Annotated in this window: 14 protein-coding genes; 6 read left to right on the top strand and 8 right to left on the bottom strand. The window is 40.3% G+C overall.

Going from position 1 to position 13,739, the window contains the following annotated elements:
• Positions 1–227 precede the first annotated feature (227 nt).
• Together hag and ACLGGR_RS03345 are read left to right on the top strand one after the other, a co-directional pair.
• Positions 228–1,049, top strand: a complete 822-nt coding sequence (hag, locus tag ACLGGR_RS03350) for a flagellin Hag (protein WP_041105913.1) — start codon at positions 228–230, stop codon at positions 1,047–1,049.
• Between the two features lie 288 nt (positions 1,050–1,337).
• Positions 1,338–2,159: a flagellin N-terminal helical domain-containing protein gene (locus ACLGGR_RS03345; protein ID WP_251215616.1), complete on the top strand. Its 822-nt coding sequence runs from the start codon at positions 1,338–1,340 to the stop codon at positions 2,157–2,159.
• 33 nt (positions 2,160–2,192) lie between these two features.
• Here the strand turns inward: ACLGGR_RS03345 and ACLGGR_RS03340 are convergent, their stop codons facing one another.
• Positions 2,193–3,665 carry an NAD(P)/FAD-dependent oxidoreductase gene (locus ACLGGR_RS03340; protein ID WP_410972488.1) on the bottom strand — a complete coding sequence of 491 codons (1,473 nt, stop codon included), beginning with the start codon at positions 3,663–3,665 and terminating at the stop codon, positions 2,193–2,195.
• Positions 3,666–3,882: 217 nt separating this feature from the next.
• Between ACLGGR_RS03340 and ACLGGR_RS03335 the strand changes: the two genes are divergently transcribed.
• Positions 3,883–4,707 (top strand): methyl-accepting chemotaxis protein, encoded by an 825-nt coding sequence (locus tag ACLGGR_RS03335; RefSeq protein WP_410972487.1) that lies wholly within the window; start codon positions 3,883–3,885, stop codon positions 4,705–4,707.
• Between the two features lie 235 nt (positions 4,708–4,942).
• Here ACLGGR_RS03335 and ACLGGR_RS03330 read toward each other — a convergent pair whose 3' ends face one another.
• The gene (locus ACLGGR_RS03330) at positions 4,943–5,314 is read right to left on the bottom strand and encodes a DUF5412 domain-containing protein (protein ID WP_142944574.1); all 372 of its coding nucleotides are present in this window, start codon (positions 5,312–5,314) and stop codon (positions 4,943–4,945) included.
• 242 nt (positions 5,315–5,556) lie between these two features.
• Here ACLGGR_RS03330 and ACLGGR_RS03325 point away from each other — a divergent pair, with 242 nt between their 5' ends.
• Positions 5,557–6,180: a poly-gamma-glutamate hydrolase family protein gene (locus tag ACLGGR_RS03325; RefSeq protein WP_410972486.1), complete on the top strand. Its 624-nt coding sequence runs from the start codon at positions 5,557–5,559 to the stop codon at positions 6,178–6,180.
• Between the two features lie 27 nt (positions 6,181–6,207).
• Here ACLGGR_RS03325 and ACLGGR_RS03320 read toward each other — a convergent pair whose 3' ends face one another.
• Positions 6,208–6,756, bottom strand: a complete 549-nt coding sequence (locus tag ACLGGR_RS03320; protein ID WP_024424963.1) for an ImmA/IrrE family metallo-endopeptidase — start codon at positions 6,754–6,756, stop codon at positions 6,208–6,210.
• 310 nt (positions 6,757–7,066) lie between these two features.
• Between ACLGGR_RS03320 and ACLGGR_RS03315 the strand changes: the two genes are divergently transcribed.
• Entirely contained in the window at positions 7,067–7,966 is a 900-nt protein-coding gene (locus tag ACLGGR_RS03315; protein WP_142944576.1) for an N-acetylmuramoyl-L-alanine amidase, read from the top strand.
• 218 nt (positions 7,967–8,184) lie between these two features.
• On the opposite strand, the gene ACLGGR_RS03310 is transcribed toward ACLGGR_RS03315, so the two are convergent.
• From ACLGGR_RS03310 to ACLGGR_RS03290, 5 genes are all read right to left on the bottom strand, one after another.
• The gene (locus ACLGGR_RS03310) at positions 8,185–8,355 is read right to left on the bottom strand and encodes a type II toxin-antitoxin system SpoIISB family antitoxin (protein WP_024424961.1); all 171 of its coding nucleotides are present in this window, start codon (positions 8,353–8,355) and stop codon (positions 8,185–8,187) included.
• Entirely contained in the window at positions 8,330–9,100 is a 771-nt protein-coding gene (locus ACLGGR_RS03305; RefSeq protein ID WP_039177934.1) for a type II toxin-antitoxin system SpoIISA family toxin, read from the bottom strand. Before ACLGGR_RS03305 ends, ACLGGR_RS03310 begins: the two co-directional genes overlap by 26 nt.
• Before the next feature lie 145 nt (positions 9,101–9,245).
• Positions 9,246–10,244 carry an inorganic phosphate transporter gene (locus ACLGGR_RS03300; RefSeq protein WP_017359158.1) on the bottom strand — a complete coding sequence of 333 codons (999 nt, stop codon included), beginning with the start codon at positions 10,242–10,244 and terminating at the stop codon, positions 9,246–9,248.
• Positions 10,245–10,259: 15 nt separating this feature from the next.
• Positions 10,260–10,877 (bottom strand): DUF47 domain-containing protein, encoded by a 618-nt coding sequence (locus tag ACLGGR_RS03295; protein ID WP_024426775.1) that lies wholly within the window; start codon positions 10,875–10,877, stop codon positions 10,260–10,262.
• Between the two features lie 206 nt (positions 10,878–11,083).
• A complete protein-coding gene (locus tag ACLGGR_RS03290; RefSeq protein WP_251215612.1) occupies positions 11,084–11,542 on the bottom strand; it encodes an ASCH domain-containing protein in 459 nt (152 codons plus the stop codon).
• Between the two features lie 227 nt (positions 11,543–11,769).
• On the opposite strand from ACLGGR_RS03290, the gene ggt reads away from it, so the two are divergent.
• Positions 11,770–13,521: a gamma-glutamyltransferase gene (ggt, locus tag ACLGGR_RS03285; RefSeq protein ID WP_410972485.1), complete on the top strand. Its 1,752-nt coding sequence runs from the start codon at positions 11,770–11,772 to the stop codon at positions 13,519–13,521.
• Positions 13,522–13,739: the final 218 nt, after the last annotated feature.

The raw sequence follows: 13,739 nt of genomic DNA, 5'->3' as shown, positions 1-13,739 counted from the left end.
ATTCATAAATTGTAAAGCTGCTGATAAGATCAGCAGCTTTTATTTTTATAAAATTGTTAAAATTAGGAGCAGCGTCATAAAAAAATATGATATTTTTTAAAAAATCTGCTAAACATCCTATAACCACATCCGATAATAGAATTGTCAGGGTTGATAAGCCCTAGAATAAAGGACTTTTTTCAGACAAGGACGTCTGTCAGGTCCCACATACATGGAGGTAATAGGAAATGAGAATTAACCACAATATCGCAGCACTTAACACATTAAACCGTTTGTCTGCAAACAACGGTGCGAGCCAAAAGAATATGGAGAAACTTTCTTCTGGTCTTAAAATCAACCGTGCAGGGGATGACGCAGCAGGTCTTGCAATCTCTGAAAAAATGCGTGGACAAATCCGCGGATTAGAAATGGCTTCTAAAAACGCACAAGACGGTATCTCTCTTATCCAAACAGCTGAAGGTGCATTGACTGAAACACATGCAATCCTTCAACGTATGCGTGAACTAACTGTTCAAGCAGGTAACACAGGTACTCAGCAAACTGAAGATTTAACTGCTATTAAAGATGAGATGGATGCACTTGTTGAAGAAATCGATGGAATTTCTAATCGTACTGAATTTAACGGAAAAAAACTATTAGATGGTACTGAAACTACAGGTTTTACTTTCCAAATTGGTGCTAATGCAACTCAGAATATCAATGTTACAATTAGTAGCATGGATGCAACTACTCTAGGCGTAGATACTATTGATGTTGCGGCTACTGGTTTCAGTTTTGACACAGAAATCGCAAAAATCGATACAGCAATTAAAAGTGTATCTTCAGAGCGTTCTAAACTTGGTGCAGTTCAAAACCGTCTAGAGCACACTATCAACAACCTTGGTGCTTCTGGTGAAAACTTAACAGCTGCTGAGTCTCGTATCCGTGACGTTGACATGGCGAAAGAAATGAGTGAGTTCACAAAGAACAACATTCTTTCTCAAGCGTCTCAAGCAATGCTTGCACAAGCGAACCAACAGCCACAAAACGTACTTCAATTACTACGTTAATGAAAGGCCCCTTGATGGGGCTTTTTTTATGCTGTTTTTTCCTTCACATTTTCTCCAGTCTTATGATTCTTAAATCCCTCTGATAAATCATGAAAAATGACCTTTAAATTTGGCATACTCTAGCGAAACGATCATATTGAATGAGACTTATTCCTTATTTATTCCTTTTTTGTTAAACATATTCCATTAAAGTTCGATAAATGGATTGTAAGGCTTACAAAAAAATTCTATTTTAGAACTTTTGGATAAGGACGTCCAATTGGTTCAAACACACGGAGGTCATTTAACATGAGAATTAACCACAATATCGCAGCACTTAACACATTGAACCGTTTGTCTGCCAACAATGGTGCAGGGCAAAAGAACATGGAAAAGCTTTCTTCTGGACTTCGTATCAACCGTGCAGGAGATGACGCAGCAGGTCTTGCAATCTCTGAAAAAATGCGTGGACAAATCCGCGGATTAGAAATGGCATCTAAAAACGCACAAGACGGTATCTCTCTTATTCAAACAGCTGAAGGTGCATTAACTGAGACACATGCGATTCTTCAACGTATGCGTGAGTTGACAGTTCAAGCTGGGAACGTTGGTACTCAACAGACTGAAGATTTAACGGCGATTCAAGAAGAACTCACTGCTTTGGTTGATGAAATTGATGGAATTTCTCAGCGTACAGCATTTAACGGCAAGAATTTGTTGGATGGTAGTGTTGAAGATGGATTCCAATTTCAAATTGGCGCAAACATTGAGCAAAATATCAACGTACAGATTGGTAAAATGGATGCAGAAACTTTAACTGTAAAAGATATTGTAGTGAATGAAGATGGTTTTGACTTTGACACCGAAGTAGCAAAAATCGACGCAGCAATCGGTGCAGTATCTAAACAGCGTTCAGCTCTTGGTGCAGTCCAAAACCGTCTAGAGCACACAATCAACAACCTTGGTGCTTCTGCTGAAAACTTAACAGCTGCTGAGTCTCGTATTCGTGACGTTGACATGGCGAAAGAAATGAGTGAGTTCACAAAGAACAACATTCTTTCTCAAGCATCTCAAGCAATGTTAGCTCAAGCAAACCAACAGCCGCAAAACGTACTTCAATTATTACGTTAATGAAAAAGCCCCATTAAAGGGGCTTTTTTTATTTCAATTGAATGACAGCAAGTGCTCTAGACGGAAGTCAGGAACCGCTTCATGGAAAAAAGCTCGGTTGCCTTCATCGTTCTTTTGATCCCATTGCTTCCACCATTCGGCGGTTTCTCCAGAGGTGTCAGCTTGAATCATGTTGTGCAGCTGTTCTAAGTTAATGATTTCTCTAGGTTCTGTTAAGAAAGAATGCATCCGGTGATACGCTTCAAGACATTCAGGCTGTTTTGTGACAATGGCGTATTGTACGTAGCGATTTAAAAATTCCTGTACGAACGTCAAGTGGGGGATGGTTGTTTCTCCTTTTAACTCGACGCCGTCCCACGCCATATCAGCAATCGCACAAAGCCACCAGCCAAGTTCACTCGCGTGTTGCATTTGTTGTAATGTGTCCTTTTCAAAGGATAGCCGCTCATTTTTTTGTGCATGTTTGAGCATACGGTCAAGTGTTTGTGCTTCAAGAGCTGCCTTTGTCATGCCCTGCCCATGAATGGGATCTAATGTACACAAGGAATCGCCCATCACCAATAATCCACTTGGCCAATCCTGCATTTGTTCATAATGATGTCTTACGCAAGAAGGGACTCTAAATCCTTTTGGTTTTGTAAAGGGCGTTAAATGGGTGATGGCTTCTGCTATCGCGGGATGGGTCAGTGCAGCGGTTTCTGAATCAAATTGATCAGCATCTGTTGTTGGATAATGTGAACCGCCAGCTGCAGAAAGAAGAACAGCCACTAAATCATGATCTACCCGTTCAAACAGTCCTGTTGGGATTTGTTTATGGGGCTGGCCAACTACGACCATTGATTGTAGGTACGGCGCACCTGGTGGTATTTGATAGTATCTTGTGCTGTAGCCTAGAAACACACTTAACTCATCAGTCTGTGGTAAGGTCAAGCCAGCGTCTTTCAGCCATTTTGGCAATTTCGACATTCTTCCAGACGTATCAATCACTAAGTCTGCTTTCATTTCATGAATGCTTCCAGGCTTTACTTGCCGGTCCTTCACGATCAGTCCAGTGACTTGATTTTTTCCTTCTTCAAACTGAAGCGAGATGGCTTCATGTTTTTCTAAAAACTGCACCCTGTCCTCATTTACCATTCTTTGCATCAGCACCCACTCTAGCAGAGCACGTCTTGTAACCGCAGTTTCTTCAGTATCGGTGAGTGCTAATTCGCCATCTTTTGTAATAAATCGAGATGTCTGATGCAATGTGTTGTACCCGCCCAATTCCAGTAACTCTTTTGTATAACCAGGGAATAGACGTTCAACAATTTGCTTGCCAAGTGGCAGCATTCTATGTGGATGAAAAGCTTGAGGAGTGCCGAGACGATTCTCAGGAGAATCTGGCAGTTCATCCTTTTCAATGATCAATACTTGATGATAATACGTTGATAAAACTTTTGCAGCGAGCATCCCAGTGATACCTCCGCCAATGACGATTGCCCGCTCATATTTCATGGGTTGTGTCACAACATGCGCCTCCAATAAATACACAAAATGGTTACATGACCATTTCATCATATGTTGATGGATTAATTATAGCAAATTTACGTTTGAATATAGAAAGTAAACGTACTTCTTTTTACTCGTAAATATGAAGAATTTCTACAATCATCATCATTATTTTTAAAAAGTAACTATTAATTTAAGAAGAACGACCGATAAACTATATAAGGGGGTAGAGAAATTGGATATACTACAGAGTATTGTGACAGCAGCACCTTATATGATGCAGATTTTAAAAAACGAAGTGACGATGGGTGTCATTGATCGAGAGAAATTCTTGCTGTATTTGCCGTCGAAAGATGTGGATTTTCAAATTCGTGCTGGAGAACTTATTAAACCAGATGATTTAAATATGAAAAAAGCGCTCAGAGGTGAAACATCAAGTATGTTTGTGCCTGAATCAGTTTACGGAATACCGTTAAATGCAATGGGTTTGCCAATTTTTGATGAAAATCAACAAGTTATTGGTGCAATCGCCTTAGGTTTTCCACTTAAAAATCAATTAGAGCTTGAAGCGTATATGGAGTCGTTAAATGACATCATTCATAGTATTCAAGAAAAGGTGCATGTGGTGGCGGCTCATTCAGAGGAGCTTTCTGCGACAAGTGAGGAAATGACGTTACAAACGCAGCAAACACTTGAAAGCTCGAAAAAAACCTCCGATATTACAAAAATGATTAAAGGCATTTCGAAACAAACGAGTTTACTGGGATTGAATGCATCAATCGAAGCAGCGAGGGCAGGAAAAGAGGGTGCTGGTTTTAGTGTTGTAGCAAGTGAGGTTCAAAAGCTTTCAAGTGAAACTTCACGTGCAACAGAAAACATTGAAAGCTCACTGCAAGGGATTTCCTCCAATATACATACATTACTTGAGAGTATGGGTCATATGAAAGGTTCATCAGCAGAGCAAGCTTTACTTGTGACAGAGTTTAGCGAAATCGTGGAACGATTGACGATCGTAAGTAAAGAAATGAAAGAATTCATGCAGCATGTAATGTCAACGTAAAAAACGAATCCAATTGGATTCGTTTCAGCGTGTAGACAAACCCTCGCATTCTTTGTCAGTCCTGCGCGCTGGTGCTCACGAATGTTCAATTCGCTCCGCGCCAGTGCTCGTCCTTCCTAGACTGCAAAGGTTTTCTATCACGCTGAAAAGAAGACAAAGGGCTAAAATAAAAATCATTTTAGCCCTTTGTCAACAATTTGAAACGAATCCAAAAGGGATTCGTTTTTTTGATGCGCTATTTTCTTTTGTTCCGATCAAAGCGATAATCGTATGTTTCTCCCTTTACCACATTTAAAAATTCATGCCCAATTTGAACAAGCTGCCCGTTTTTCCATTTGATGAGAGGGTCTTTATCAGGGTATTTCCAGTAAATCGTTTTCTTTCGGTGGGTGAGTTTGTTTTCAATTTCTGCTCTAACTGCGTTCTCCTTTAGTTTCCCACCGCTATGTCGATAGGTATTGATGATATATGTTCCGTCAGGTGATGTCATCGAGCGGATAAAGGTTCCGTGAGATACGCCTTGAAGAGAAAAGCATTTCCAGTAAATGATGCCAGCGAAGCTAAGGGATAAGATGACAAGGGTGATGGTGGTTTTCTTCTTTAACATGAATTCCTCCAGATGTAGATCACAATATTTCTAATTTATGAGAGAGAATGCAAAAAGATTCATATAGTCCAAAAGTTCTATTCATTTCAATTATCGGTCATTTTTTCTCAGAATTCAACAGATAGCCGTAAAAATAAGGAAAATTTAAGGATGTTTCATGTTGATAGATCGTTCGAAATTCCTTTACAAAAGAATTTGAGAGCAGTAGACTTATGCTCATATAGAGAAATGGGGAAGATGGAATGACACAAATCATTGATACATATCAAAGTTATGAAGAGCTTTCCGCTCATGAAAGAGAAGGAATCGACTATCAAATTCTTCACGAGCGGAAAGGTGACCAGCTTTTGGTTTTGTCCCCTCATGCCGGAGGGATTGAATCTGGTGTGAGTGAGCTCATTCATGAAATCGCAAGTGATCATTCTATGTATTTATTTGAAGGCCTTAAAGTGAAAGGCAATCATGTGCTTCACATTACAAGCACACGTTTCGATGAGCCGGTGTGCCTTTCTCTAGTGCATACCCATCATTATACGTTTGCACTCCATGGCTACGGGGAAACGGAGGTGCTTCAAACATTAGTGGGCGGGACAGACAGAGAAAAAGCGGCAGAAACAGTGAAACGTTTAACGCTTCATGGATTTCCCGCAGTGCTGCTATCTGAATCTGATCGCTATTCTGGAACACACCCTCACAATATTAACAATCAATGTCTGACCGGAAAAAGTGTACAACTTGAAATCAGTCAGGCGCAAAGAAGAGCATTCTTTCAAGACTTCAGACGGAGCTATCGTCGTGAAACGCAAAATGAGCAATTTTATCGGTACACAAATGTACTCAAGCAAGTATTAGACCTTTACGAATAAACCCCTGTCGCCCCATGCAGAAGAGGCTTACGTTTGATAAACAGCTTCTTTTTCCGCGACCTTTTCGGCTTTCATTAAATAAGATGTAAACTCTTGTTGGAAGCGAATGCCTGCTTTCCGCTGTTCGAATAAGGCCAGCCGTTTTTCAGCAAAAGCCCAGGTGACGTGAAACGTTTGCGCAATGTGCAAAATGGCTTGCTGCCGAAGGTTTGGAAGCTTCATTTGCATCAGCATAAAGGTCGGCACACAAAAGTGATACATGAATTGTTTTGCCTGAAACTCTTGCAGCTCTCGAAAGAGTTTGTGCATCTTGAAATGATTGCCTGCATGCTTCAGCACATGACAAAGCTCGTGAGCAAAATCCTGCCATTGTTCCTCTGAAGATAGAGATCTGTTTAATATAATACTGTAAAGACCTTGATGCTTGATCATCATGCTGCCAGTATCCTCATAGTGTACCCATACATGAAATTCAGAAGCGATCCTTTGCATGTCTCTATAAGCAGGACCGCTTATTTGTAATTTGGCATATAACCGCTTAATCTCTTCTTCTAAATGGGTTAAAAAACCAGTCATTTAAAAACCTCCAAGCAAACGTACGTTCTATTTTTGGCGTAAAAGAAAAGTCCATATAGGACTAAATAGCTAATGAAGCTATTGCTTACTTTTAATATCGGCTTATTTTTAACAATTTTAACATAAAATCAAGGAAAAATGGAATTAATTCCTGTTTTTTTCTTCATTTTTGCGTTTTCCACTACTAAAAATAGTGGATTGAATTCAAATTTTACCATAGTCTTCTCACTAAAACAAACTCATGTTGTCTTACGAACGCCACCAATTGATGAGAAAGATCAATTCAATCTAGCAAAAGGGAGTGCAGAACATGGTAGAAATTTATCAAGATTTTATTCCAGTTGGAAACGGGAACCGCCCAGGATACGCCATGACACCGATGTATGTGACGGTGCATAACACAGCAAACACGTCAAAAGGAGCGGATGCGAAAAGTCATGCGGCCTATGTGAAACGCCCAACGACTGAGGTGAGCTGGCACTTTACAGTGGATGATCATGAAATCTTTCAGCATCTGCCGTTAAATGAAAATGGCTGGCATGCAGGGGACGGACAAGGCAATGGTAACCGAAAGTCGATCGGCATTGAAATTTGTGAAAATGAAGATGGGAATTTCCAGCAAGCGGTCAAACATGCGCAATGGCTCATCCAAAAGCTGTTAAAGGAACATAACATTCCACTAGCTAATGTGGTCACACATCAGCATTGGTCTGGAAAAGCATGTCCACGCCTGCTTCTTGCTACATGGGATGAATTTAAAAAAGGAATTGAAACGGCAGGAGATCCAGAGACGGTCATCACGTATGTCGTCAAAAGCGGGGATACGTTAACGAGTATTGCTAAAGCTCATGACGTCACAGTTCAAGATCTACAGAAGTGGAATAACATTAGCGATCCAAACAAAATTCAAATTGGACAGGTTCTCAAAATTTATCGAAACGATGGAAAAATGATGTATGAGCTGCCAGATGGGGTTTTAAAGGTGACTTCTCCTCTAACGAAGGGAGAGCACGTACGTCTCGTCCAAAAAGCGCTTGCTGCTGTTTATTTTTATCCTGATAAATCGGCTGCAGATAAAGGCATCGATGGTGTTTACGGGGAAAAAACGGCAAATGCCGTAGCACGCTTTCAGCTGATGAATGGGCTGACAAGTGATGGGGTATACGGTCCTAAAACGAAGGAAAAGCTGCTTAAACTGTTAAATCAGTGAGTGTTTCTGTTTGTATGATTGGATGGCTGTTTCACTTTTTTCAATTAATCGCCGAGTATATGGGGAAGGCTGATATTCGGCAAACTGAACATATCTCAGTTGTTTGATTTTCTTTTTCATTTTGGCACCTCAATCGTTGCAGCGTATGGTGTATTGTATGCAAGTCTATGTAAAAATGGAATCAGGACGCGGATATCGTTCCGCGTCCTTTAGTGTAATCAAGCCTTTTTGTTTTTATACTCATCCAGAAGCTGTTCATTCTTTTTAAAAATTCGCTCAGTATGGGGACTTACCTTATAATCGGCCATACTGATATGGCGTTTTTTCTTTAAAATCTTAAAAGGGTTTTTCTTAGGGTTGTTGTTATCCCCTTGAAGTGCGTGGTCCATCTTCATCACCTTCCTCTTCGTCAGGCAAGATTAGGTCATAAATTGTTGTAAGTGATGTCATTAATAAATAGTCGAACTCCGTGACAATTTCATCGGAGGTGAGCTTAATGACAAAGTGAGCATCTGCTACAGAAAATGGGATGAGCACTAAATGACCGAAATCATCGTAATATACTTCCTGCCTGTCAAGCTTCGCCTGAATAAGAGCCCGCTGGTCAAGTGTCCGAAGCAGGTCGTCTTTTTGTTCCTGCGTATCGTATGGACAAAGCACCGCTTGAATATTCATCTTGTCGGCAAAAGAATAAATCAGCCGCTCAATTCCCTCTATATATGCCTCTACACTTCCATAATATACATGGATCGGTTCATTTTTCAATAGGTATTGGTACGTTTTTAGTTTATTGAGGTAGGAATGAAGCAAATCGTTATTTTGTTCAAGGAGTTGATGGGTGTCGGTTTCCAGCTCATGATTTCCGAGTTTCTTTATATAGGAGCTAAGAAAGATGAAAGCATCGGTTAATGCGAAAAAAACGGCAATGATCAAGTAGTGCATCCAATCGGTGAAGATCGAAGAAGGGTCATTTGTCCAGTACACAACAGCACCAGCTACATAAATCCAATACCACGTTTTACGAATGGCAAACATCTTTTCTTTTACTTTTTGTTCAAAGCGCCATACTGCAAATACATACACAGCAAGAGCACCTAGCAATAACCATACGGTCAATTGAAAAAATAATAGCATGTTCTTCTCTCCCATAGACAGATGAATACTTGTTTATTTCTATGGATATGATTGGAAAACCTGCTTCATGAAAAAATGTCCTGCAGGTAAAGTGTTTGAGTGTGCAGGGCAAATAAAAAAAGACCTGTCAGACAGGTCTTTGAAATTAGAGAATCGCATTTAACACGAAGTATATAAGAGCTCCTAGAGTTCCTGAAATCGGTAATGTGATGACCCAAGTGACAAGCATACGTTTTGCCGTACCCCAGTTTACCCCTTTGACTCTGTGTGCAGAACCTACACCTAGAATAGAAGATGAGATAACGTGAGTGGTACTAACAGGTAAATGAATAAACGTCGCACCGAAGATAATAGCTGCACCTGTTAAGTCGGCAGATACTCCGTTGACTGGACGAATTTTCATAATTTTACCGCCGACTGTTTTGATAATCTTCCAGCCGCCAATAGAAGTACCTAGTCCCATTGCAAGCGCACAAGAGAATTGTACCCAGAAAGGAATGTCGTCTGTTGTATGCAAATTACCTGCAATTAAAGCCATCGTAATAATACCCATCGCTTTTTGCGCATCGTTTGTTCCGTGGGTATACGATTGCAGTGCAGCCGTTAAAATTTGAACACGTCGGAATTGCTTATTTGTTTTTGCGAGATTGTTGTTTCTAAATATAATTTTGATAATGGTATACACGATATATCCCAATACGAAAGCTAGGATAGGTGAAAGCAAAAGTGCTTGAATGATTTTAATGAATCCCGAATAGTTTAAAGCGCCAAAACCAGCAGAGGCAATAACAGCGCCTGCAATTGATCCGATTAGTGCATGTGAAGAACTACTCGGAATCCCGTAATACCAAGTAAGCAAGTTCCATGTGATGGCGGCAATTAAAGCAGCCAAGATCACAACAGAGCCGTTTTGAAGTGTAAATGGATCTGCGATGTCTTTTGTAATGGATTTTGCCACACCCGTAAATGTCATTGCTCCTAAGAAGTTCATGAACGCAGCCATGATGATCGCATGTCTAGGCTTTAATGCCTTCGTTGAAACTGAAGTCGCAATGGCATTTGCTGTATCGTGGAACCCGTTAATGAAATCAAAAGCAAGTGCACAAATGACAATAAGTATGGTAAGGATGAGTAATGTGTCCATGTTTAACTAACCCCGTTACGCATTCTTCATAATGATTGTTTCTAGATTGTTGGCCACACTTTGACAGGAATCAGCGATTTCTTCAAGTGTTTCGTAAATTTCTTTGTATTGAATCACCTTAATTGGATCTGTTTCTTTTCCAAACAAGTTCTTTAATGATTTACGATGAAGATTGTCACAATTATGTTCAATCTCTTTGATCTTGATTGCGTGCGGATGAATATCTTTCAAGCGATTTTCAGCTAGTAAATCAATTGTGATTAAAATTTCTTTCGCACACTCTCTGATGTAGTGGCTGAATTTGTCGATATGTTCGTCAGAGCTTGTGATTGAGTAAATTTCTAATGTTGCTGAAAAATGCTCAATTCCATCTAAAACATCATCGAGGCTATTCGTCAATTGAAGAATGTCTTCACGTTCAATCGGTGTAATAAAGGCTTTGTTCAGCTCTTTAATCATGGTATGAACATGATTATCACCTTTTGTCTCATATTCCTTCAATGTGTCAGAAAATTCTTTCAGAGTGGTTTGATTTGTTACTTTATAGCTAACAAAATACTCAGCAGTTTCGTCTAAATTTTTAGCAATCTCCGTTAACAAGACGGAAAACTTGTCTTTTTTCCTTTTTAACATGTAAAAACCCTCCATTGTATAAATGAGACAATGCACACATCAAATAATTATATATTCTTTTGTCGAAAAAAAACAGGTGTAGTCGAAAATTTCTTCACTTTTTCTATTTGATCTTATTCTGACCTAAAGATGTGATCTCAACACACCTTTTTCTAAAAGGGGAAAAGCAACGAAAAAAGCGGGCCATTTTTGGCACCGCTTATAGGCTAAGAAGCCGAATGAATCAGCTTAAACCGTTCACAAACAAGAAGCATATCCTCTTTGAAATCTAATCCGTATGATTGGAGTGCTTCTGTGAAAAATTCTTTATGTTCTCTATACCAATAGTCATAAGATAAATCGCCTTCACCTTCTGCTTGTGCAAATGATTCGGGGACTTCATTCATTGGCATGACATCTACATGTGTGATTTCAATGATGGCTTTTGGTTCTTCCTGGCTGTCCAAAATGACCGCATATTGTCCAGGTTTTGGAAGCGGCTCCTGTTCCTTTTCATAAAACAGGTGTCCAGAACAAGTGGCTGTTTTTTTCCCTTGCTTGACAAGATCAAGCAAATGATCAGGATCTGATCCGAATGCCCACGCCGAAACAAGCGCGTCAGCAGGTGCTTTTTCTGATGTCTCTTTCCAATAGTTTTCCCAAAATAATCTGCTTTTGTTGTTCACTGTTTTTCCCCCTCTTTGTTGTGTTTATTATACCTTGAAGCAGAATCGTTGGAAATTCTGTGTCTTTATTCCTAATGAGAGAGTGTGTCATATGTTTTGAAAAGCAATGTTCGATTTGGGAAATGTAGGATGATAGGATGAAAATTTTTGAAATTTTAGAATAATCTATTGTATTCTGGTCAAGAAGTCGGTAAGGTCAAAGTAAGAATATGGAAGGGGTGTTGTTCATGAAACGCATTTCTCTAACTGTTTTGTCCATATGTCTGTTTGTTTTCTCGTTTTTTCTGCCAGTCAGCAAAGTCAATGCGAACGAATCACATGGGAGTAAAGTAGCTGTTGGGAAAGATGGTATGGTGGCTACTGCTCACCCACTGGCATCAGAAGTAGGTGCTGATGTATTGAAGAAAGGTGGAAACGCAGTGGATGCTGCTGTTGCCATCCAGTACGCACTGAATGTGACAGAGCCAATGATGTCTGGAATTGGCGGCGGTGGTTTTATGATGGTTTATGATGGAAAGACAAAAGAAACATCCATCATCAATAGTAGAGAACGAGCACCACAGGGCGCAACACCTGACATGTTTTTAACGGATGAGGGAACAGTCATCCCATTTGCTGAGCGGTCCACACACGGTAATGCGGTTGGTGTTCCAGGGACAGTAAAAGGCCTCGAGGCAGCATTAGATAAGTGGGGGACCCGTTCGATGAAGGAATTGATTGAGCCTTCCATTCAGCTTGCAGAGGATGGATTTGAAATCGATTCTGTTCTGGCACAAGCCATTGAAGATCATCAAGAAAAGCTGAAAAAAACGGCTGCAGCGCCAATCTTTCTTCCAGATGATCAGCCGCTCAAAGAAGGCGACCTGCTTGTACAGCCAGGGCTTGCTAAAACATTTAAGCTCATTGCGAAAAAAGGAAGCAAAGCATTTTATGAAGGAAAAGTAGCAAAGGCACTTGCAAATACAGTCCAAGATTTTGGCGGAACGATGACAACTGATGACATTGGTCATTATGAGGTCAAGACTGACAAGCCTATCTGGGGAGACTATAAAGGATACCAGCTTGCAAGTATGCCTCCACCAAGCTCTGGCGGTGTGTTTATGCTGCAAATACTCAAAATACTAGATCACTTCAATCTATCTCAATATGACCCCAAATCATTCGAAAAATATCAGCTGCTTGCTGAAACAATGCATCTCTCCTATGCTGACCGTGCTGCATATGCAGGCGACCCCGAATTCGTAGATGTTCCACTAAAAGGACTACTAGACGATGATTACATTTCAAAAAGAGCCTCTCTCATTCAATTAGATCAAATGAACAAAAACCCGAAAGAAGGAGATCCATGGGCGTATGAGGATGAAAAAAATCCATCCCCAATTGTCCCGCAGCCAGAAGATAAAACCATTGGCGAGACCACCCATTTTACTGTTGCTGATCAGTGGGGAAATGTCGTGTCATTCACAACAACCATTGAACAGTTATTTGGTACAGGGATTCTTGTTCCGGAATATGGCTTTTTCTTAAACAATGAACTAACAGATTTTGACGCAAGACCAGGCGGAGCAAATGAAGTCCAGCCAAACAAACGTCCATTATCCAGTATGACCCCGACCATCATATTCAAAGATAACGAACCGGTCATGACTGTGGGCTCACCTGGAGGAACGACCATTATTGCTTCTGTTTCACAAACCATTCTGAACTTGCTTGAATACGACATGGAGCTCCAAGATGCGGTGGAAGAGCCGCGGATTTATACAAACAGTACAACTTCTTACCGCTACGAAGTAGGTGTTCCCCTTGATGTGAGAACGAAGCTAAATGACATGGGTCACCGTTTTGGCAGTTCGCCTATTGATATAGGAAATGTGCAAGCCTTACTCATTGATCGAAAAGCAGGGACATTTACTGGAGTAGCTGACTCCTCGAGAAATGGAACCGCTGTTGGTGTCAATTTAAAGCTATCTGCCGATTAAGACCATTTCCCGGGAAAAGAAGCGCCTCTTCAAGATGGCGTTTCTTTTTTTGTTTAAATGAAAAAACAGAGTTGACACCTGTGAATAGTTTGAATAATATATAGACTAACATCAATCATATATAGCTGATCGGACAACCGAAGGCTCTTGGCAATTTGAAGTACAGGACTATGATGTATTTCAGGTGGCTAAGGGTCTTTTTTGCGTATGAAACGGCA

Origin of the sequence: Bacillus sp. BD48 (assembly GCF_046566805.1) — a bacterium.
Lineage (GTDB): Bacteria > Bacillota > Bacilli > Bacillales > Bacillaceae > Bacillus > Bacillus safensis.
This window is presented reverse-complemented; position numbering and strand designations above follow the sequence as displayed.

Excerpts from the sequence above, each read along its gene's own strand:
- hag (WP_041105913.1), top strand. The coding sequence starts at position 228 with ATGAGAATTAACCACAATATCGCAGCACTTAACACATTAAACCGTTTG.
- ACLGGR_RS03345 (WP_251215616.1), top strand. The coding sequence starts at position 1,338 with ATGAGAATTAACCACAATATCGCAGCACTTAACACATTGAACCGTTTG.
- ACLGGR_RS03330 (WP_142944574.1), bottom strand. The coding sequence starts at position 5,314 with ATGTTAAAGAAGAAAACCACCATCACCCTTGTCATCTTATCCCTTAGC.
- ACLGGR_RS03325 (WP_410972486.1), top strand. The coding sequence starts at position 5,557 with ATGACACAAATCATTGATACATATCAAAGTTATGAAGAGCTTTCCGCT.
- ACLGGR_RS03320 (WP_024424963.1), bottom strand. The coding sequence starts at position 6,756 with ATGACTGGTTTTTTAACCCATTTAGAAGAAGAGATTAAGCGGTTATAT.
- ACLGGR_RS03315 (WP_142944576.1), top strand. The coding sequence starts at position 7,067 with ATGGTAGAAATTTATCAAGATTTTATTCCAGTTGGAAACGGGAACCGC.
- ACLGGR_RS03310 (WP_024424961.1), bottom strand. The coding sequence starts at position 8,355 with ATGGACCACGCACTTCAAGGGGATAACAACAACCCTAAGAAAAACCCT.
- ACLGGR_RS03305 (WP_039177934.1), bottom strand. The coding sequence starts at position 9,100 with ATGCTATTATTTTTTCAATTGACCGTATGGTTATTGCTAGGTGCTCTT.
- ACLGGR_RS03300 (WP_017359158.1), bottom strand. The coding sequence starts at position 10,244 with ATGGACACATTACTCATCCTTACCATACTTATTGTCATTTGTGCACTT.
- ACLGGR_RS03295 (WP_024426775.1), bottom strand. The coding sequence starts at position 10,877 with ATGTTAAAAAGGAAAAAAGACAAGTTTTCCGTCTTGTTAACGGAGATT.
- ggt (WP_410972485.1), top strand. The coding sequence starts at position 11,770 with ATGAAACGCATTTCTCTAACTGTTTTGTCCATATGTCTGTTTGTTTTC.